12 protein-coding genes are annotated in these 20,111 nt (G+C 64.0%); 8 read left to right on the top strand and 4 right to left on the bottom strand.

Annotation, left to right across the window (positions count from 1 at the left end):
- The first annotated feature begins 105 nt into the window (after positions 1 to 105).
- From ACLL97_RS02300 to ACLL97_RS02280, 5 genes are all read left to right on the top strand, one after another.
- Positions 106 to 3,273 (top strand): SusC/RagA family TonB-linked outer membrane protein, encoded by a 3,168-nt coding sequence (locus tag ACLL97_RS02300; RefSeq protein ID WP_411278856.1) that lies wholly within the window; start codon positions 106 to 108, stop codon positions 3,271 to 3,273.
- A 14-nt stretch (positions 3,274 to 3,287) separates the two neighbouring features.
- A complete protein-coding gene (locus ACLL97_RS02295) occupies positions 3,288 to 4,646 on the top strand; it encodes a hypothetical protein (RefSeq protein ID WP_411278855.1) in 1,359 nt (452 codons plus the stop codon).
- Positions 4,647 to 4,896: 250 nt separating this feature from the next.
- Entirely contained in the window at positions 4,897 to 7,452 is a 2,556-nt protein-coding gene (locus ACLL97_RS02290; RefSeq protein ID WP_411278854.1) for a DUF1592 domain-containing protein, read from the top strand.
- A gap of 31 nt (positions 7,453 to 7,483) precedes the next feature.
- Positions 7,484 to 8,872 (top strand): DUF1552 domain-containing protein, encoded by a 1,389-nt coding sequence (locus tag ACLL97_RS02285; RefSeq protein WP_411278853.1) that lies wholly within the window; start codon positions 7,484 to 7,486, stop codon positions 8,870 to 8,872.
- Positions 8,865 to 10,793, top strand: coding sequence for an ankyrin repeat domain-containing protein (locus tag ACLL97_RS02280; RefSeq protein WP_411278852.1), 1,929 nt, complete (start codon positions 8,865 to 8,867; stop codon positions 10,791 to 10,793). The genes ACLL97_RS02285 and ACLL97_RS02280 overlap by 8 nt, the downstream gene beginning before the upstream one ends.
- Positions 10,794 to 10,834: 41 nt before the next feature.
- Here the strand turns inward: ACLL97_RS02280 and ACLL97_RS02275 are convergent, their stop codons facing one another.
- From ACLL97_RS02275 to ACLL97_RS02260, 4 genes are all read right to left on the bottom strand, one after another.
- Positions 10,835 to 12,535, bottom strand: a complete 1,701-nt coding sequence (locus ACLL97_RS02275) for a S8 family serine peptidase (RefSeq protein ID WP_411278851.1) — start codon at positions 12,533 to 12,535, stop codon at positions 10,835 to 10,837.
- A gap of 65 nt (positions 12,536 to 12,600) precedes the next feature.
- The gene (locus ACLL97_RS02270; protein ID WP_411278850.1) at positions 12,601 to 13,716 is read right to left on the bottom strand and encodes a carboxypeptidase-like regulatory domain-containing protein; all 1,116 of its coding nucleotides are present in this window, start codon (positions 13,714 to 13,716) and stop codon (positions 12,601 to 12,603) included.
- 62 nt (positions 13,717 to 13,778) lie between these two features.
- Positions 13,779 to 15,320 (bottom strand): deoxyribodipyrimidine photo-lyase/cryptochrome family protein, encoded by a 1,542-nt coding sequence (locus ACLL97_RS02265; protein ID WP_411278849.1) that lies wholly within the window; start codon positions 15,318 to 15,320, stop codon positions 13,779 to 13,781.
- Between the two features lie 177 nt (positions 15,321 to 15,497).
- Positions 15,498 to 15,785 (bottom strand): hypothetical protein, encoded by a 288-nt coding sequence (locus ACLL97_RS02260; protein WP_411278848.1) that lies wholly within the window; start codon positions 15,783 to 15,785, stop codon positions 15,498 to 15,500.
- 997 nt (positions 15,786 to 16,782) lie between these two features.
- Between ACLL97_RS02260 and ACLL97_RS02255 the strand changes: the two genes are divergently transcribed.
- The 3 genes from ACLL97_RS02255 to ACLL97_RS02245 all read left to right on the top strand — a co-directional run bounded on the left by ACLL97_RS02255 (position 16,783) and on the right by ACLL97_RS02245 (position 20,107).
- Complete coding sequence (locus ACLL97_RS02255; RefSeq protein WP_411278847.1) at positions 16,783 to 17,466, top strand: energy transducer TonB; 684 nt, start codon at positions 16,783 to 16,785, stop codon at positions 17,464 to 17,466.
- A 129-nt stretch (positions 17,467 to 17,595) separates the two neighbouring features.
- Positions 17,596 to 19,437 (top strand): amidase, encoded by a 1,842-nt coding sequence (locus tag ACLL97_RS02250; RefSeq protein ID WP_411278846.1) that lies wholly within the window; start codon positions 17,596 to 17,598, stop codon positions 19,435 to 19,437.
- Positions 19,438 to 19,444: 7 nt separating this feature from the next.
- Positions 19,445 to 20,107: a DUF1707 domain-containing protein gene (locus ACLL97_RS02245; RefSeq protein ID WP_411278845.1), complete on the top strand. Its 663-nt coding sequence runs from the start codon at positions 19,445 to 19,447 to the stop codon at positions 20,105 to 20,107.
- Positions 20,108 to 20,111: the final 4 nt, after the last annotated feature.

Here is a 20,111-nt window from a genome sequence, read left to right as displayed (position 1 = left end):
CAACTGGGTTGTCCGCCGTCCGGCGTGCGATGGATGTTGGCCGTGGCCATGTTCGGCCACACGTGGTGGCCGTTGACAGATCCAGCTCTCTGAGGGAGTTACGAGATGCGATTGTTCGGACCCGTCGCGACTGATCGCGGCAAGCGGCCACACTATGCCGTTTATCGCCGCCCACTGGCCGCGGTATGCGGACGCCTTGGCCTCGTGTGGGGGCTGGTCGTCGCCTCGGTGTTTGCGGCTCCGCGTGCGGAAGCGCAGGCAGCCGGCGGCACCATCACCGGTCGCGTGACTGACGCCGCCACCGGTAACCCCATCGCACAGGTTCGCCTGCTGGTCGCTGGCACGCAAAACGGTACACTCACCGCCGACAACGGTCGGTACACGCTGCGCGTCACCACCACGGGTGCCGTGACGCTCGAGGTGAATCGCATCGGCTACGAAGCAGCGAAGCTCACGGTCACGGTCGGCGGCGCGACGCCGGTGGTGGCCGACATCCAGATCAAGCAGGCGGCCTTCTCACTCTCCGCCGTGGTCACCACGGTAACCGGCCAGCAGCGCAAGGTGGAATTGGCGAACGCCGTGGCCCAGATCAACGTCGCCGAAAAGATCGCCGAGCTCCCCGTGTCGAACATGGGTAGCCTGCTCTCCGGGCGTACGTCCAGCGTGCAGGTCTTGCAGCCGGGCGGCACCGGGAGCGGTTCGCGCGTCCGTATCCGCGGCCAGAACTCGTTCTCGCTTTCCAACGACCCGATCGTCGTCATCGACGGCGTACGCGCCACGTCGAGCACCAACAACGGCCTCGCCACCGGCGGCCCGGGTCCATCGCGTCTCGACGATATCAATCCGTCCGAAATCGAGACGATTGAAATCGTGAAGGGACCGTCGGCTGCCACGCTGTATGGTACCGAGGCGGCGAACGGCGTGATCGTGATCACGACCAAGCGCGGGAAGTCGGGTAAAACGATCTACAACGTCAGCGTGGAAAACGGTCGGCTCGACAACACTGCCACGTTTCCGGACCTCTGGTCGCTCTGGGGCCGCACTGCCGCCAATCCGACGCGCTCGGTGCCGTGCCTGCTCACAGCCGTTTCGTTGGGCACGTGCACGGCCACCGATTCGCTGAGCCGAGGCAACGTGCTCAATGATCCGAACCTCACGCCGATCGGAGACGGCAGCCGCCGCCAGTACAACCTCCAAGCGTCCGGTGGCAATGATAAGGTGCAGTTCTTCATCTCGGGTCAGACCGAAGGGGAGACGGGCATCTATAAAATGCCGGACTACGAAGTGACGCGTCTTAAAGCGCGCCGCGGCGTGAGTGAACTGCCCTCCGACATCATGCGTCCGAATGCGCTGGCGCGAAACAGCTTCCGCGCGAACGTGAACGCTGAGCTCCGCAAGGGACTGTTCGTGCAGGCATCGGCCGGCTACGTGAATAGCGACGTTCGCATTCCGCAATTTGTCGGTACGGGCAACGGCCTGATGACGACCGCGATCGCTGGCCCGTGGCGTGCCGACCTCGTCGACGCGCAAGGTGATTCGCTGCGCGGCTACCGCGCGTGGATGATGGGCGACGCACTCTCGCAGACCACCACGCAGGCGCTCAACCGATTCATCAACACCGTGTCCGCGCAGTGGGCGCCGACATCCTGGCTCTCCACGCGCGCCGCGATCGGCTCGGACTATACGAGTCGCAACGACCTATTCCTTGTGAAGGTGGGAGAAGGTCCGGCCACGGGCACTTTGCGTCAGGGCAACATCACGAGCCAACGCTCGGAGCTCAACCAGCAGACCGCGGATTATGGTGCTGCCGGCACCTTTCAGCTCGCTGATTGGATAAAGTCGACGACGTCCGTCGGTATGCAATACATTCGCAACGCGGTTGGCAATACGGCCGGAACCGGTATTGGTCTGCCGCCGGGGGGTGTCACGGTGTCGTCGGCTGCCACGCGCTCCAGTACACAATTTTTCGAGGAGCGCCGCACGCTTGGTTACTACGTAGAGCAGCAGCTTGCGCTACGTGATCGTTTGTTCATCACCGGCGGCCTGCGACGCGACGCCGCCAGCGCCTTTGGTCAAAACACGCGCGCCGTCTACTACCCGAAGCTTGGTGCGTCGTGGCTCCTCTCCGATGAGTCGTTCGTACCACTTCCTGAATTCGTGAACTCGCTGCGTCTGCGCGGCACCTACGGCGCATCCGGGCAGATTCCGGGTGCCACCGACGCCGTGTTCTTTTACTTGCCCGGCCCGCTCACGACGGCTACCGGCGATGCCCCGGCCGCGTCGCCTGGTTCGCTGGGTAACGCGAACCTCAAGCCGGAATACTCGGCCGAGACGGAGTTCGGTTTCGACCTCTCCATGTTTGCCGGCCGCACGAACGTCGAAGTGACGACGTACAATAAAAGTACGACGGACGCCCTCATTCGTCGGGAGATCGCGTTGTCGCTCGCCGGCCTCACGACGCAGTTCGTCAACATCGGGAACATCAAGAATTCTGGAGTCGAACTCCTGTGGAACCAACGCGTGATCGAACGTGACGCGGCGGCGCTGTCGTTTACATTGGTGGGCTCCACGAACAGAAATCGTATGACAAAGTTGGGTGAAGGCATCTCACCGATCGCCTCAGCAGGCGGACGCGGTACGCAGCGGAACCTGCCGGGCTACCCGCTTTTCGGCTTGTGGGACAAGAACATCAGTTTCAATGACAAGAACGGCGACGGTATCATCGTGTTCAATACAAACAAGGCGCTCAGCGAGCTCACGTTCAGCGACACGGCGGTATTCCAAGGGAACACCTTCCCGACGCGCGAAATCGCGTTCTCGCCCACGCTCGCGCTCTTCAACAAGAAGCTTACGCTGTCGGGTCAGGTGGACAGCAAGTGGGGCTTCAAGAAGTTCAACAATACGCTGCGCCACCAATGTCAGAGCGCCATCTCCTGCCGCGGACGCTACGATCAGACTGCTTCGCTGCAGGAACAGGCCAACGCGCTCGCCACGGCGCAGGCGGTGTACTCGGGCATGTTCGAGAACGGCGCCTTCACGCGCTTCCGCGAACTCTCGGTGGCGTACGAGATGCCGACCAAGTGGGCCAATGCGGTCCGCGCGTCGCGCTGGAGCGTGGTGTTCACCGGCCGCAATCTTGGTGTGAGCACCAACTATTCGGGCGTCGATCCGGAAGCCGTGTCGTCCGATCTTGACGATGCGACCGGTGGCGAGGAGTTCTTCTCCACCCCGCCGCTGCGCATTTTGGTGCTGCGCATGAACTTCTCCTTCTGAGGCGACCCACACCCATGCGATTTCTCAATTCCGCACGCCGGATCATCCGCGCGGTGGGCGCTCCGGCTGCCGCGTTTGCGGTAGCCGGGTGCAGCTCAGACATTCTCTCGGTCTCTACGCCCAACGTGATCGCCAAAGAGGCCATCGGTGGCAGCCTAGGCGTGACGACGCTGCGGAACGGTTCGATGATGGACTTCATGGTAGCGTACTCGGGGTCACAGGACGCATTCGCCGTCGTGTCCGGCAACCTCGGTGACGAAATCCAGACGACAGATAACTTTGCCGATCGCTTCGCTACCGATGGGCGTAACTCGGATGAGTTATTCAGCGGCGCAGTTGTCACCACGTACCGGCAACTCCAGCTGGCGCGCTCCGGCATGACGGGCGCCATCGAAAAGTGGATCGTGGCCAAGCCGACGACCGCCGCGGTCAAGGACTCGCTCAGCGAGATGTACGCCATCCGTGGCTTCACGGAAGCGGCCTTTGGTGAGGGCTACTGCTCTGGCGTGCCGTTCAGCAAAGTGTCGGCGAGCGGAGACTTCGAATACGGTGATCCGCTCACCACGTCGCAGCTGTTCATCCGCGCGTCGGCGTCGCTGGATAGCGCACTGGCCAACGCCACAGCGACGAACTACCGTAACCTCGCGGCCATCGGCAAGGCCCGCGTGTTGCTCAACCAGGGGCAGTTTGCGCAAGCCGCCGCCGCGGTGAGTGCGGTCCCGACCTCGTTCAAGTACACGCTGAGCCATTCGATCGCCACCACTCGGCAAAACAACGGTCTCTGGACGGCCGTGTATCTCGCCGGATCACGCTACACAGTCGGCACGAGCGAAGGCACGAACGGTGTCGACTACCTCGTGACCCCGGTTGATCCGCGTGTGCCTTGGGTGGCGAGCACGAACGTCGGATTTGATGGCACCAGCGGCAATCTGCCGCGTCAACTCAAGTACACGTCGCAGTCCGCGCCGTTCGTACTCGCCGACGGCATCGAAGCGCGACTCATCGAGGCGGAAGCGCGCGTGCAGGGTGGAACACAAGCTGACCGCGAGGCGGTATTGGGTCTACTGAACGCGCTGCGCGCCACCGGCCTCAGCACACCCATGACTGCTCTGGCCGTGTCGCCCACGACGCAGGCTGCGGCGGTTGACCTGCTCTTCAAGGAGCGCGCCTTTTGGCTGTGGCTTACCGGCCATCGGCTTGGCGACATGCGCCGCCTGATCCGTCAGTATGGCCGTACCGCGGCCACGGTATTTCCGGTCGGCAACATTCGCTATCGTCCCGGCCAGACGTATGGCTCCGACGTGAACCTCGTCATACCGTTCAACGAGCGGAACAACCCGAAGTTCAAGGGTTGTCTCGATCGGAACCCCTAAGCGCGTCGCTGCGAGAAGTGCCACGGCCGAGCTGAGCAAGACGGCCGTGGCCGACTGCCTTTTGCAGGGCCACCCGCAGGATCTTCTCGAGGGGAGTCCGCAGCGGGCCGGTGCGAAAAATGCCGTCGCAACGATTGACAACGTTCACTGAACCGCAAAGCTTTCAACGGTTTCCCGTCCGCGTGCGTAAAAACCGGTCATATAGACCGCCGTATCCTGTCGTATCCCGCCTGAGCCCGGAGTTCCGAGGATGAAATCCTTGGTTGCTGCTTCGGCTGGTGCCTTGTCGCTCCTCGCCGTCGCGATCATTGATCGACCTGATCCGACGACGACCCCGACGCGGACATCGCCGTTCGCCACGTCCGCTTCATTCGACGCCCTGCTGTCGGATTCCCTTGGAGATCCGTCCGCGCCGACGTGGCGGGGGCTCGGGCACCCTGTGCTGGTTCCGGCGCCCGCCGCGCTCGCGCCGGCGGTGCTCAACGACGTGGTGAAGAAGAACTGCGCCGGCTGCCACAGCGACCAGCGCAAAATGGGAAATCTTTCGCTGCAGTCGTTCGATCTCGCCACGGTCGGTGCCACGTCGCCAATCATTGCGGAGAAAATGATCGGTAAGCTGCGGACCGGAATGATGCCGCCGCCGGGGCGCCCTCGGCCTGCCGGTGACACGCTCGAGGTGCTCACCGAAACGCTTGAACGGCAGATGGACGCCGTCGCCGTTCGCAAGCCCGATGTCGGTCGTCGGTCGTTTCAGCGTTTGAACCGCGCTGAGTACGAGCACGCGATCAAGGATCTGCTCACGATCGCTGTGAACGCTGAATCGTGGCTGCCGCTCGATACCAAGAGTGCCAACTTCGACAACATCGCCGATGTGCAGATCCCGTCGGCGACAGTGCTCGAAGCCTACCTTGACGCCGCGAGCGCGATCAGTCGGGTGGCGGTCGGTGACGCCAAGGCTAGTGTGTCTACATCCACGTATAAGGTGTCGCGTCTCGCAAACCAGAATGGGCACGAGGACGACACGCCAATCGGTACGCGCGGTGGCACGGCCGCCACGCACTACTTCCCGGCGGACGGTGAGTATGTGTTTGCCGTATCGCTGCACTCGACACCGATCGGCCAGCTGGTTGGTTCGAATGCGCCCTTCGACGAGAAGATCGAGATCTCAGTGGACGGCGAGCGCGTCGCCCTGCTCGACATCGATCGCGGCCTGCACGAGAGCGAGCCCACCGGATTGGATCTCAAGACGAAGCCGATCACGGTGAAGGCCGGCCCTCGCGTCATTGCGGCGGCCTATGTGCGTACGTTTGAAGGTCCCGTCGAAGATCTGATGACACCGATCGGGAACAGCCTTCCGGATACACAGATCGGGATTCAGGATGGCATCACGATTCAGGGACACATGAAGCTCCTGAGTGTGACGGGTCCGTTCAATCCAACGGGTGTCTCGGATACGCCGAGCCGTCGACGGGTATTCAGCTGTCGTCCGCTGAGCGCCGCCGAGCAGCGTCCGTGTGCAGAGCGCATTGTGAACCGCATCGGCTCGCAAGCCTATGGACGTGCGCTCGTGAGCAGTGACCGCAAGGCGATCATGAGCTTCTACGACGACGAGGCGAAGTCGGGCGGCTTTGAGAGCGGCGTGCGCGGCGCCGTGGAAGCGATTCTGGCCAGTCCATACTTCGTGTTCCGCGCCGACGAAGTGGCGGCGACCGCGAAGCCGGGCTCGAAGGTGGCCGTCAGCTCCAGTGATCTCGCGTCGCGCCTATCGTTTTTCTTGTGGGGCACGCTGCCTGACTCTACGCTCACGAGTGTGGCCCAGCGTGGCTTGCTGGTCGATACCACAGTGTTGATCGCCCAAACCAAACGGATGTTGGCCGATCCGCGCGCCGATGCGCTGTCTACGCGCTTTGCCGCCCAGTGGCTTCGCCTGCAGGACGTCGAGAAGGTGCATCCCGACCCGCTGCTCTATCCTGCGTTCAATCTGCAGCTCGCGAAGAACATGCAGAAGGAAACGGAGCTGTTCGTGGCGAGCCTGGTGCGTGAGAACCGCAGTCTGCTCGATCTGTACACGGCCGATTACACGTACGTGAACGAGGATCTGGCGCAACATTACGGCATGGTCGATGTGGTGGGCAACGATTTCCGTCGTGTGAGGTATACCGACAAGAACCGCGTAGGCATCCTGGGCCACGGCAGCGTGCTGCTCCTCACGTCGCAGGGCAATCGCACGTCGCCGGTGTTGCGTGGCAAGTGGGTCATGGAAGTGCTGATGGGCTCTCCGCCACCACCACCGCCGCCCAACGTGCCGGATCTCGAAGTGACCGGCGCCAGCAAGGAAGGGCGCATGCTGACCACGCGTGAGCGCATGGAAACGCATCGCTCCAATGCCTCGTGCCGCTCCTGCCATCAGTTCATCGATCCGATCGGTCTCGCGCTCGACAACTTCGACGTGATCGGACAGTGGCGCATCAAGGAAAACAACATGCCGCTCGACACGCGCGGCGATTACTACGACGGCACCAAGATCACCGGACCGCGCGAGCTGCAGCAGGTGTTGCTGAAGCGGCCGGTGCCGCTGGTGCGCACGTTCGTACAGAACCTGATGGCGTACGCCGTGGGGCGACGGGTGGAGTACTCCGATGGTCCGGCCATTCGCCAGATCGAACGGTCGGTGCGCGCCAAGAATTACCGAATTCAAGATATCGTGCTGGGTGTGGTGAAGAGCGATGCATTTCGGATGCGCATGGTACCCGTCGCTCAAGCAGCACTCCCCGCGAGCGGGGCATCAGTCGGCAGCAGCCGCTGAAGATGCTGACTAAAACAAAGGAGCAAGAGTTATGCAGTTCCTGACGGGAAAGGCGATGCCTCGCCGACAGTTCGTGCAGTCACTCAGTGCCACCATCGCGCTGCCGTACCTCGGTGCCATGGTTCCGCGCGGCCGGAGCATCATGGGCTCCGCCAACGCCGCGCCGCGACTGATCGCGATTGAAATGGTGCACGGTGCCGCCGGCTCCAACGACATCGGATCGAAGCTCAACTTCTGGTCGCCCGCGGCGACCGGTCGTGACTTCGATCTGACTCCGTCGGCCTTGTCGTCACTGGATAAGTACCGCGAGTACATGACGATCATCAGCAACACCGACGTACGCGAAGCCGAACCGGCCGCGCCGCCCGAGATTGGTGGCGATCACTTTCGCTCGAGCGCGACCTTCCTGACTCAGACGCACCCGAAGCAGACCGAAGGGTCCGACGTCAAGATCGCCGCGTCGCTCGATCAGCTTTATGCCCAGCGCTTCGGTCAGGACACACCGATCCCCTCCATGCAGCTGTGCATCGAGAACGTCGATCAGGCCGGTGGATGCTCGTATGGCTATGCCTGCGTGTACACCGACTCCATCAGCTGGAAGTCGCCCACCGAACCGCTGCCGGTGATCCGCGACCCGCGCGTGGCGTTCGAGAAGCTGTTCGGGGTGGGGGGCAACCGCGCCGAGCGCGCCGACCGTCGTCGCTCGCGTCGCAGCATTCTCGACTTCGTGTCGGGGCAGATGACGTCGTTGTCACGCGGGCTCGATGCCGACGACCGCCACCGCATGGACCGTTACCTCACGGACATCCGCGAGGTGGAGCGTCGCATTCAGATGGTCGAAGCACGCAACTCGAGTGGCGACGAGCGGCAACTGGCCGCGGCGCCGGCCGGTGTTCCGGATTCGTTCAAGGAGCACGTCGAACTCATGTTCGACATTCAGGCGCTCGCGTTTGCGGCCGACGTTACTCGCGTGTTCTCCTTCAAGATGAGTCGTGACGGCACCAGTCGTACGTATCCGGAGAGCGGTACCGACAAGGGCTTCCATCCGGCGTCGCACCACGGTGGTGGCGAGAAAGGTGTGCGGGATTTCCAATTGCTCAACAAGTATCACGTGTCGATGCTGCCGTATCTGCTCGACAAGCTGAAGAGCATCCAGGAAGGCGAGAGCAACATGCTCGACAAGACGATGATCATCTACGGCTCGCCGATGGGTGATCCGAACCTGCACAATCATCGTCGCTGCCCACTTATGCTGCTTGGCAAGGCCGAGAATCGGCTCGCCGGCAACATGCACATCAAGGCGCCGGACGGAACCCCGATGGCGAATGCTATGCTGAGCATGATGCACACGCTCGGCATGAACGACCTGACCACCTTCGGCGACAGCACGGGTGCCCTCAATCTGAACTCACATGCCTAAGCGCGAGCCGGCGCCGCTCATGCAGCGGGCAGGGAAGCGACTGGCGACCGTTGGCCTGGCGGTCGGCGCCGCGCTGATGTTGTCGGCCGGCAGTCCAACATCGGATTCTCCGCTGGCGGACGCGGTGATGCGCGGCGACAGCGCGGGACTGCGTGTGCTGCTGCAGCAGGGCGTCGACGTGAATGAAGTGCGAGGCGACGGCATGACGGCGTTGCATTGGGCCGCCTCGCGGGGCAATCTCGTAGCCACGCGGATGCTCGTGTCGGCCGGCGCCCGTTTGGACCCGGTGACGCGAAACGGGAACTACACACCGCTGCATCTGGCCGCCCAGAATGGACGGGCCGGAACGGTCACGGCGTTGCTGGCGGCCGGGGCGAACGTCAACGCCACGACGTCGTCCGGCGGCGTATCGGCATTGCACTTCGCGGCCTCCAGCGGCGATGCGGCCACCGTCGAAGTCCTCATCGAACGGGGGGCACCGGTGAACGTGCGCGAAGCGGCATTTTCGCAGACGCCACTGATGTGGGCGGCCGCCGCGAATCGTGTGTCGACGATTGCAGCCCTGATCAAGCGCGGCGCCGATCTCGAGGCGGAAACGCGTACGCAAAGCATTCCCGAACAGGAGAAGAAGGACCGCGCATATCTCGTGACGCGCTCGCGCCGTATGGCGGCGATGAAATCGGCGGAGGCGTTGCTAGCGCCGAAGGCAGTGGCCGGTGCTCCCACTGGTGCTCCCACGGGTGCTCCGGGTGGTCCGGGTGGTCAGACGGCTGCTGTGGCGGCTACGCCGCGCACCGCACCGCCCTCTGCCGCCTCGGCCGCGCTGACTCCTGGTGCCAGCGGCGACGCCGCGGCGCCCACCGGCAACTCGGATACGCGGATCACGCCCACGGCCGGCGACCGCCGCGTTCGGGGGCCGTCGTATGGCGATCTGGTGGGCACGAAAGGTGGTAACACGGCGCTCCTGTTGGCGGTGCGCGATGGTCACGTCGCGGCCGTAAACGCACTCCTGATGGCCGGCGCCAAGATCAACCATGCCAGCGCCGGTGACAGCACGACACCGCTCCTGATGGCGGCAATCAACGGCCGGTTTGATCTGGCGAAGACGCTGCTCGATCGCGGCGCCGATCCGAAGCTGGCCAGTGTGGCCAACGCGACGCCGTTGTACGCGGTGATCAACGTGGTGTGGGCGCCCAAGGCGGCGTATCCGCAGCCCGTGGCGCAGTACCAGTCGAACGTGTCGTATCTCGAGCTGATGGAAGCCCTCATCAACGCGGGTGCGGATGTAAACGTGCGGCTGTCGAAGCACCTGTGGTACATGTCGTATAATTTTGATCAGCTCAGTGTCAGCACCGCGGGGGCTACGCCCTTCTGGCGCGCCGCGTATGGCACGGATCTCGACGCGATGAAGTTGTTGCTCAAGTACGGTGCCGATCCGAGTGTTGCCACGATCAAGCCGGCTGGTCGTTTGCCAGGCTCCGAAGAACTCGATGCCGATGTGGTCGCCGGTCAAGACCCGTCAGGGCTGCCGCCGGTGCCGGAGAACGGACCAGGCGTGTACGCGATCCATGCCGCGAGCGGCGCTGGCTACGGCGAAGGCTTTGCAGCCAACGCGCATCGCCATGCACCCGATGGATGGATGCCGACGGTCACGTTTTTGGTGGAGGAGCTCAAGGCCGACGTGAACGCCCGCGACTTCAAGGGCTATACGCCGCTACATCACGCGGCCGCGCGTGGTGACAACGCGTTGATCACGTATCTCGTGAGCAAGGGCGCCGACGTCATGGCCGTGGCCCGAACCGGTCAGACCACGGTCGATATGGCGAATGGTGCGGTGCAGCGTATTCCGCCGTTCCTCGACACCATCGAGCTGCTCGAGAAGCTGGGCGCCAAGAACAATCACAAGTGCAAGAGCTGCTGACACGTAGGCGGCCGATCAGGATTCGATCGGCCGCGTAGTGGTTACGGTTGCGGCGCCACTCGCCGCAAGGCCAGTTGCACCGCCGCGTAGGCATCGATCACGCCGCCGGTGCGCGACAGTGTTGCGAACTTCACCCGAGCTCCATCGCCCGGTCGCCGCACGTCGAGATCGGGCAGTTTGCGCACCGATTCCAGTAGGATGTCGCGCACCTGCATGGCGGTAAGCTCTGGGAAGTATGTCATCAGTAACGCCGCCACTCCCGACACGACCGGCGCCGCCATGCTCGTACCGCTCTCGCGCTTGAGGCCTCCGCCGGGCACGGTCGACAAAATGTCGACGCCGGGCGCAAACAGGTCCACCTGTTGGCGTCCATAGTTCGAAAACTCCGCCGGCAACGACGCCAGCGGCTTCCAGCTCGACGCGCCGACTTCGAGCCAGTTCGTCGCGCGCGCTCCGCCGCTGAGCTCGGGCGTGGGAAACGACGGCGTTTCGTCATTATTTTCGCCGTCATTCCCCGCCGCGTGGACCAGTAGTACACCCTTCGACTCGGCGTAGCGCACCGCCGAGTCGACCGAGGCTTTGGCCGGCGAGTAGCCCTTGCCGAAGCTCATGTTCACGATCTGCGCGCCATTGTCCACGGCGTACCGGATCGCACGTGCCACATCAGGGTCGCGCTCGTCGCCATCAGGTACCGCGCGTACGGCCATGATGTCGACATTCGGCGCGATTCCCTGCATTGCTGCAGCATCACCACGCAATGCACCGATGATACCCGCCACGTGCGTGCCGTGGGTGGCATCGGGACCCGTGACATCACGCGTGCCGACCACGCGCTGTGTTGAGCGCGGATTGAACAGTGTATCGAGTCCGTAGCGCGCCTGCGCGTCGTACGCCTCGCGGGCCTTCGCGATCTCAGCCGCATTGAGGCCGTCCGCATCGAGACGCAGCCACAGGCGCTTGGCTTCTTCCACATCAGGGGCTGCCAGTCGCAAGGTGGTGACCGATGCCCGCGTGATTGGCGCACCCTTGAGTGCGGTGCCGAGCACGCGCTCAACACCGCGCAGGAGGTCGTCGATGTTCTCCACCTGCAGCAGCGTCGATTTGACCTCCTTCGCTTTGTCGCGATACGCCGAGGCCAGCTGGTCGCACTCCGCCGCCTTGGGCTTCTCGGTGAGTGCACCGGCGGGCTGATTGCGGCAGGCCGCGTAGAGGCGCGTCAGCTCGAAGGTGTCGTAGCGAACCGCCGCGCCGTCGGCCGTCGCCAGTGCGTTCCAGCCGAACACGTCGTCGATCACGCCGTTGCCGTCGTCGTCCTTGCCGTTGCCGGGTACCTCGCGCGGGTTCTTCCACAGCGAGCCGGTGAGGCGCGTGTGTGCGGTGTCCACGCCGCCGTCCACAACGGCGACCACCACCCGACGTCTCGGCTGACGCGCGGCGAGCAGCTCGCGAATTGCACGCTCTGAGCCCACACCCATCACGCGATCGACGTCGTAGTCGAGTCGCTGCCAATCCGACCGCGCGGTATCCGAAGCCGCCGGCATCGGCGGCGGTGGCGCAACCTGAATCGGCGCCTGCATTACCGGCTGCATGGCCGGCTCGGGCGCCGTCGTCACACCAGTACCGGCGCGTGCGCAGGCCGCGAGGGAGAGCACGAACGGCAGGGTCAATGGCAGCAGTCGCGCGAATGGGCGCGCGGGAGGAACGGTCAGCGTGGCACTCGGCATCGGTCGTCTTGGTCGCATCGGTGGTCGAGCTGGTGGTCGACTGGGCATGAGTTACGCCCATGCCCGTGAATTTGCCCTCTTCTCTACCCCGACGATGGCGAATGCTCCGTGCACCAGAGCACGTCGCGGCTCAATTGTGTCCGTGGGCGCCAGACCGGCGAGTTGTACGCACTCGCCAGTGGCGCGTCGGGGGGGGCCGAATCAAAGCGATAGGCGGTGAGCTGTTGCAACTCCACAGGATGACTTGGCCCACGCCCCTGAATCCGCTTCTGCCAATTGATGGCGCAGACGCGATCGATCAATGACAACCCGGGCGTGATGTCGCGGAACGTGGTGGCCACCGCCACGGTGCGGATACCCTGCAGCCTCCTCGGTAAACGATCGGGGCGGCTCATCTCGAGCTCCATGCGGCGCAACTGCGCCGTGGCGCTATCAAGAAAGAACGTGCCGTGCACGTCGGGCGTGCGCAGTTTGTCGGCGGCCCGGACTTCGAGCCGCACCCACGTTTCGCCGCCTTCGGTGACCACGCCACCGAAGTGAAAACAGTGATTGGCGATGAATGACGGCGCGGCGATATCCGACAGCACGGGAATCACCATCGTGGTTTCGGTGCCGCCACCGGGCGCACGCTGTTCGCGCACCACGCCACCGGGACGATACCCGCCCAAGGCCCTACTCTCGGCCACGAGCGTATCGACCGTCTGCACGAAAACCGCGCTGTCGGCGAGGGCGGCCAGCACGCGTTGCGTGGCGTAGCGAAATGGATACTGCAACGTGAGCAGGCGGAACTGATCGGCGTTCTCGCGCAGGAGCTCTACCACATCGTACACGGCCGGATCACGCATCCGATCGGGCATGCCGGGTTTCGTGCACGCCTCGCGCGGACGCACCAGCATGCCGGTGAGCTGTACGGGAATCTGTGCCAACGTGATGGGTGCCGATGTCACGCGGCTGGCCTCGATCACTACGCGGCCGCGATAGGGGGCGAAGCCGATACGACGGACGGTGATGTCATAGGTACCGGCGGGCAACGCCACGATCGAGGCCCGTCCACTCGCGTCGGTAAACCGTTCGATCCTGCGGTCGGGCAGGGCGACCACCGCGTAGGACAGCGACACACCGGTCTGCCGGGCCGACACGGTGACCGCAAGGGTGCCATCGCCGCTGCCTTGGGCGGTGAGCTGAGACGGGGATGTCAACAGGCTGGAGAGAGCCATCGCCCGGATTATTCGTCGTACCGTGAAAAGGGACATCGGGAATGCTAGCGCGTACGTGCATTGAACGGCGTTTTCCGAGACCCGTGACGATCGTACACGCGTTGAGCACTCCCGGATCGCTGTGCCGCCAGTTTGATGGCGTGCATGCGCTCGCGTGCGAACGCGTACGCCGCTTCGTGAGGAACGATCGGCGTGGGATAGTCGCGCCCGATCAGACAGCCGGTCATTTGCTGCATCATGAGCGGCGTGCGCTCGGGGCGGATGAGGTCGGCACCGGATAGTGCGGAGAGCTCGGGCACCCATCGTCGCACGAACACGCCGGCCGCGTCGTGCTCTTCGGCTTGCTTGTACGGATTGTAGATGCGAATCGTATTGATGCCCGTGGTTCCCGACTGCATCTGACACTGGGTCCAATGAATGCCCGGCTCGTAGTCGGTGAACCAGCGCGCGAGCACAGGCCCGGTGTGTCGCCAGTCGAGCCAGAGATGATAGCTTGCGAAGCTCATCACCATTGCGCGCATGCGAAACGTGAGCCAGCCAGTGACGCGCAGTGAGCGCATGCAGGCGTCCACCAGCGGATAGCCGGTCTGTCCATCGCGCCACGCGCGCAGTCGCTCCATGTCCGGCTGCGACGGTCGCAGTCCATCGAAGATCGGCGCGTAATGCGAGTGCTCGAGTCGCGGTTCATCTTCGAGCTTCTGGATAAAATGACAGTGCCAATGCAGTCGCGACGCAAAGCTCACGAGACTCTGCGACCACTGCGCCGCATCGGCATCGGCGTCGCGTTGCGCCCGCGATTCGTCTCGCAGCGCGCGGGCACGCAGCCGCGCTGCCTGATAGGCCTGCCGCACCGACAGCGTGCCGCACGCGAGTGCGCTCGAAATACGACTGCACGCTGCCGGCGATTCGTTGGGGCTCGACATTGCACGGCGATAGTCCCGTCCGCGCCTCGAGAGAAACGACTGCAGCATCTCGTGAGCGCGCGCTTCGCCACCTCGCTGCCAGTCGGCCCACGGCGGTGCCTCGATCAGCCTCGATGGCCTGCGCATGCCGTCAGGCAGCGCCGTCAGCGCCGCGGTGATAAGTGATTCGGCGGGCGACACGAGGTAGCGCGGTACGGGTATCAGGCGCGAGCGCATGCGCTGCTGCCAAGTCTCGGCCCAGCCGTCGCGCGATCCGAGGCGGCGCACCACGCCGTTGCTGGGCAGCTCGTGCATCGGGATGCCCGCTTGCTTGGCCCATGCTCGGACCCGTCGGTCGCGCGCGTAACTCAGCGCGTTCCACGTTTCCTGGTGCGCCCAGATCGCCGAAAAGGGCATTACACCATGAAGCGCCTCGAAGACGTCGGGGAGCGTGCCATGCAGCTCGATCAGTCGCGCGCCGCGCGCCTGGAGCGACGCGCGGAGTTCGCTGAGCGCATCGCGCAACACGAGGTCGTGTCGCAGATCCCGGTCGGCGGCGTGCTGCTGCTCCGGCTCATGCACGTACACCGCCACCAGCGGTCCCGCGGCCATGGCTCCGGCGAGCGGCGCATGATCGGCGATCCGGAGATCCCGCTTGTACCAGAGGAGTTGCAGAGCGGACATGACACTAGGTCAACGGCTATGCGCGGACCCGTCGTTCCCGGCGAGACCGTTGTGACTATCGCCCCGGCGTCGTCGGATGATGCGACGCCGATATTTCGCATGACCGTTCGGTTGGCGCTACACGGACCAGCCACGCCGGAAGAGATCGCGGCGAGCGTGCATGCGTGTGGCGTGACCCTACTCGCCGCGCTGCGACAGCTCCTTCTTGACTGCGTGCACACGTCGCAAAACCGGAAACAACGCGATCGCCGGCAGCGTGAGAATGGGCACGAAGGGCATGACTCGCGCGAGCGGTTGCGTGGTGAACAGATAGGCCAGCACGAGCACCACCAAGAGGTCCAAGGCGGCGATGTAGACGAGCCAGTTGGTCAGCCTGAGCTTGATAGCGTGCAAGGCGGGCGTGGAAAGCGCGGCGAGTTCGATCATGCCATAAATATGTGCAAGCGCACGATCGTGCTCGGCCATCGGTCATCACCCTTCGAGAGGGTGATCGCCCGCAGGACGAATGCTCTTCCGCTACCACCCTTTCGCGCCTAACGGTGCGTTTCTCGCAGGCGGCCAGCCGTTGCACGCTCAGCGCTGACCTGTCAAGTACCGGTCGCCTCCGAGATCAGACTTCGCTTCGTCCGCGCGGCCGGTTGGACTCTCCACGCCACCCACCGCAACGCCGGAAAGATTGTCAGGCCGAACGCAAAAGTAGGAACTCGACCGATTGACGCGACAAGCACGGTCAGGGACTTGGTGCGGTCTGCTTGATCGACGAGGAACTGCAAGTAGCCCTTCAAGAAGAAGAACGACGTGGCGAGGAGCAGTCGCCTACACGGATTCCGCAAACTGGGAGAACGTCTCGGGCCCCTCGATGCGGTACGCGGGGACATGGCTAATGAGGGTGAAGAAGAGGGCGATCGCCATGCACAGCAGCGTCACCGATTTGTTCCGACAGCCCATCATGGAGTTCGCTTCGTGTCCGCGTATTCTGGTCAACTCCAATATCCTGCACGGGAAAGCAGACGGGCGCGGATTCCGCTCACCATTCCGGATAACGTGGTGGTGGAGGGTGGCGAGTAGGGTGGCGGCGGAGAGACGCACATGAGTCCCGAGTCGTGAGTTGAAGTTCCGAGTCGTAGGTTGCGCAACTCAACACTCGATACGTGAACGCAGCACTGCAAACCCACGTGAGTGCGTTGGCATGCCACAAATCTCCCGGCTAGTCATGCTGCAGCCAATCGTGGCGACGCTGTATGTGGACTCGACTCGGCTACGCAGAACAAGTCCGTTGCCGATGCTGCGCTAGCTTCACGGCATTCACGAACGCGCCAGCCAAGGGCGTCCGCCGCCGGGCCCGGTCGCCCAGCGATCCCAGCAGCCAAGCCATCCCCCCTTGCCAACCCGCGCCACGTTCGGCATTGATCAAGCAGGTCCCGTTGTCCCCGCCATCGTCTCGCGCCCGCCGGGTAGCGACATGCCCAGAGCAAAAGTTCGTTTCACGTTGATCGAGTCTACTCGCCGGACCACGCTGCACGCCGTGGGCGCCGAGGTCCTTGGTGTGGGCACCTACGCCGCGCTCGTGGCGGTGTGCGTGATTGGCGCCCGCGCGTTGAACCGTATCGCGCCCACGCCGTTGGTCGACGAGGCGGTCAGTTTTCTCGCGCCGCTCCGCCAATCGGCGCCGCCTCCGGTACAGGAGACGCTCCAGTACATCGGGCTCGGCGGAATGAACGCCGTGTCGATTCCGGTGATCGAAACATCGGAGTACGGCCGGACGCCGGTCCCGCGCGGTAGCCTCGGTGACGTGGCGGGTGAGGAGCTCGATCTCCCCGAGGCGTCGAACGATTCGGAGAAAGCGTACAGCGAAATCGAGGTCGACTCCACGGTCACGCTCGACCCCTCGGCCGAAGGTCCACAGTATCCGCCGGCCCTCCTCAAGGCGGGCATTCAGGGAGTAGTGTACGCGCGCTTCATTGTGGATACGATCGGCCAGGTGGACACCGCGTCGTTCGTTGTACTCGACAAGCCGGACCCGGAGTTTGTGGCGGCCGTGCGAACGGCGCTGGCGAAAATGAAGTACCGACCCGCCATCCTGCACGGGCGCGCCGTATCGCAGCTGGTGGAACAACCCTTCGTGTTCCGCATTCAGGACCCGTAGCGAAATTCGTTGGAGAATCCGTATCGCCGGGCACGCTCAACGAAGCTCGCCCCCGCGCGTACCGGGAGAGATATTCGGACTGAGCATTCAAGGTCCCGATCCGTTGTCTCTTTCTGTTGGAGCCCCTGCGTGGATACCCCCCTGGATTTTCTGGAGCAAGCCGAGGCCGAGCTGGCGGCCGCCGATCACGATGAATCGGCGGTCGGTGTTGACCGTCGTCAGTTTGTGTTCTACTCACTGGTCGCGGCGGCGGCGAGCACGTTCGGTGCGCAGGGTGCGGGTGCGCAGGGTGCCTCGGCAAGAGCTGGCGGAATGGGCCGACTGGCGAGTGGCGCGGCGCAGCCGCCGCAGCCGCCGCAGCTGCCACCGGTGGCCCTCGGTAACGGCGAAGCGCCCGCCTTGCAGTTCATGCCGTATCCCGGTGGTACGGGCGCGCTCATGGAACGGGTGGTGCGCGAGAAGGGCGCCGCGGCGTTCGCGCGCACGGCGCACGCGGTCGAGAGGTGGAGCGGTGCGGTGCCCACGAACGCCGACGATCTCGCGTTCCTACCGGCGCACCGAATTTCCGCGCTGATCAAAGCGCGCAAGATCACGTCGCGGCAGATCACCGACATCTACCTCGCACGTATCGAAACGCTCAACCCGACGCTCAACTTCGTGGTCACGCTGCTGGCCACGCAGGCACGTGCTGAAGCGGACAAGGCCGACGCCGAGATCGCCGCCGGCAAGTATCGCGGACCACTGCATGGCGTCCCGTACGGCATCAAAGATCTGTTTGCCGTGAAGGGCGTGCCCACCACGTGGGGCTCGGCCGACTTCAGGGATCAGATTCCCGACTACGATGCCGAGGTCGTGGTGCGATTGCGAAACGCCGGTGCGGTGTTGTTGGCGAAACTGGCCACGGGCTTATTCGCACAGAACGATTGGTGGTATGGCGGACGCACCAATAATCCGTGGAACACGAACATCGGATCGAGTGGCAGCTCCACGGGTCCGGGATCGGCCACTGCCGCCGGCTGCGTAGCGTTCTCGATCGGTACCGAAACACAGGGTTCAATCGTGTCGCCAGCTATTCGCAATGGCATCAGCGCATTGCGTCCCACGTTCGGGCGTGTGAGTCGATACGGCGGCATGGTGCTGTCGTGGTCGATGGATCGCGTTGGGCCGATGTGCCGCAGCGTGGAGGACTGTGCGATGGTGTTTAGCGTGCTGCATGGCGTGGATGAAAAGGATGCGAGCACGGTGACCATGCCGTTCCAGTTCGATCGAAATCTCAAGCTGGCGTCACTACGCATTGGTATAGACCCGGCCGCACCGAAGGAGCTGGTGGACACACTGCGCGCCCTCGGCATGAATCCGAAAGCCATCGGCGCCCGACCCACGGTGGCGGGCACGCAAGGCGCCTTGAACGTGGAGTCGGCGGCGGCGTTCGACTTCTACGTGCAGCGCAAAGCCAAGGAGATTGGTCTCGATCTCGACACGATGTTCGCCGCGCCGCGTACCGGCAATGCGCCGTTCGGCAACAATGTGGCGGCGTTGCCGAAGGGTGTGGAGCAGGGCGCCACCAATCCGATGGCAGCCGCCGACTGGAATCCGCGCATGTTGAGCGGCCGTGCCACGCGCGGCTTCGAGTTCGTGCAGGGTCAGCGTCGTCGTATGCTCCTGGTGGCGAAGTGGGGCGAGTTCATGAAGGATCTCGACCTGTTCATCGCCGGCCCCAATGCTGATGTGGGACCCAACGCGCAAACCGGTCACCCGTGCGCGGTGTTGCCATACAAGTTCGATGTGCCGCAGTTCGGTGGCGGCGGTGGGGCCGGTGGCGCGAATGCCGCCACTCCGGCCCCGGTGTACAAGGCGCAACCCATTTGCGGGGTGATCACGGGCAACTTGTACAACGACGATCTGATTCTCTCGGTCGCCCATCAGTTCCAGAAGGCGACGGACATTCACATGAAGCGTCCCGCGCTGTGATGCGGCGATGACGGGACTTCCGTACGCGCCCGCTGTGCTCTCCGATGTGCAGCGGGACTACGTGGTACAGGTGTTGTCGGCCGCGTTCGCGACCGACCGCCTGTCGATGGAGCAGCTCGACGTGCGCCTGTCGGCGGTGTACCGTGCGCGGGCACTTGGGGAGCTGGAAGTCTTGCTGGGGGATCCGGCCGAGCCCACTCGCTCGTTGGCCGACGAGGCATCGGTGAATCGCGTGGCCGCCGATCCTGTGGTGCCGGCGCGTGGCGCGGCGCTGGCACTGATGGGAGGATTCGACCGTAGCGGCAGCTGGATCGTACCGCGCCATTTGCGTGTGGTCGCCGTAATGGGCGGCGGTCAGCTCGACCTTCGTGAGGCGAAGCTCGGCGCCGGCGTCACGGAAATCGAGATCTTTACCTTCTGGGGCGGTGTCGAGATCTTTGTGCCCATCGGCGTGCGCGTCGAGGTGACGGGCATGGCGGTGATGGGCGGCTTTTCGGTGCGCGGTGCGGAGGCCACCGAAAATCCCAACGCGCCGGTGTTGCGAATCAGTGGGCTCGCGGTAATGGCCGGCGTCGACGTCAAACACAAAGGCCGCGACAAGCACAGCGAGAAGCGATACCTCCAAGCGCTCGAGCGGGCGCACAAACTGCGGCTCCGCTCAGGCGGCTGAAGCG

It is taken from the genome of Gemmatimonas sp. (genome assembly GCF_046594945.1).
Classification (GTDB): Bacteria; Gemmatimonadota; Gemmatimonadetes; order Gemmatimonadales; family Gemmatimonadaceae; genus Gemmatimonas.
This window is presented reverse-complemented; position numbering and strand designations above follow the sequence as displayed.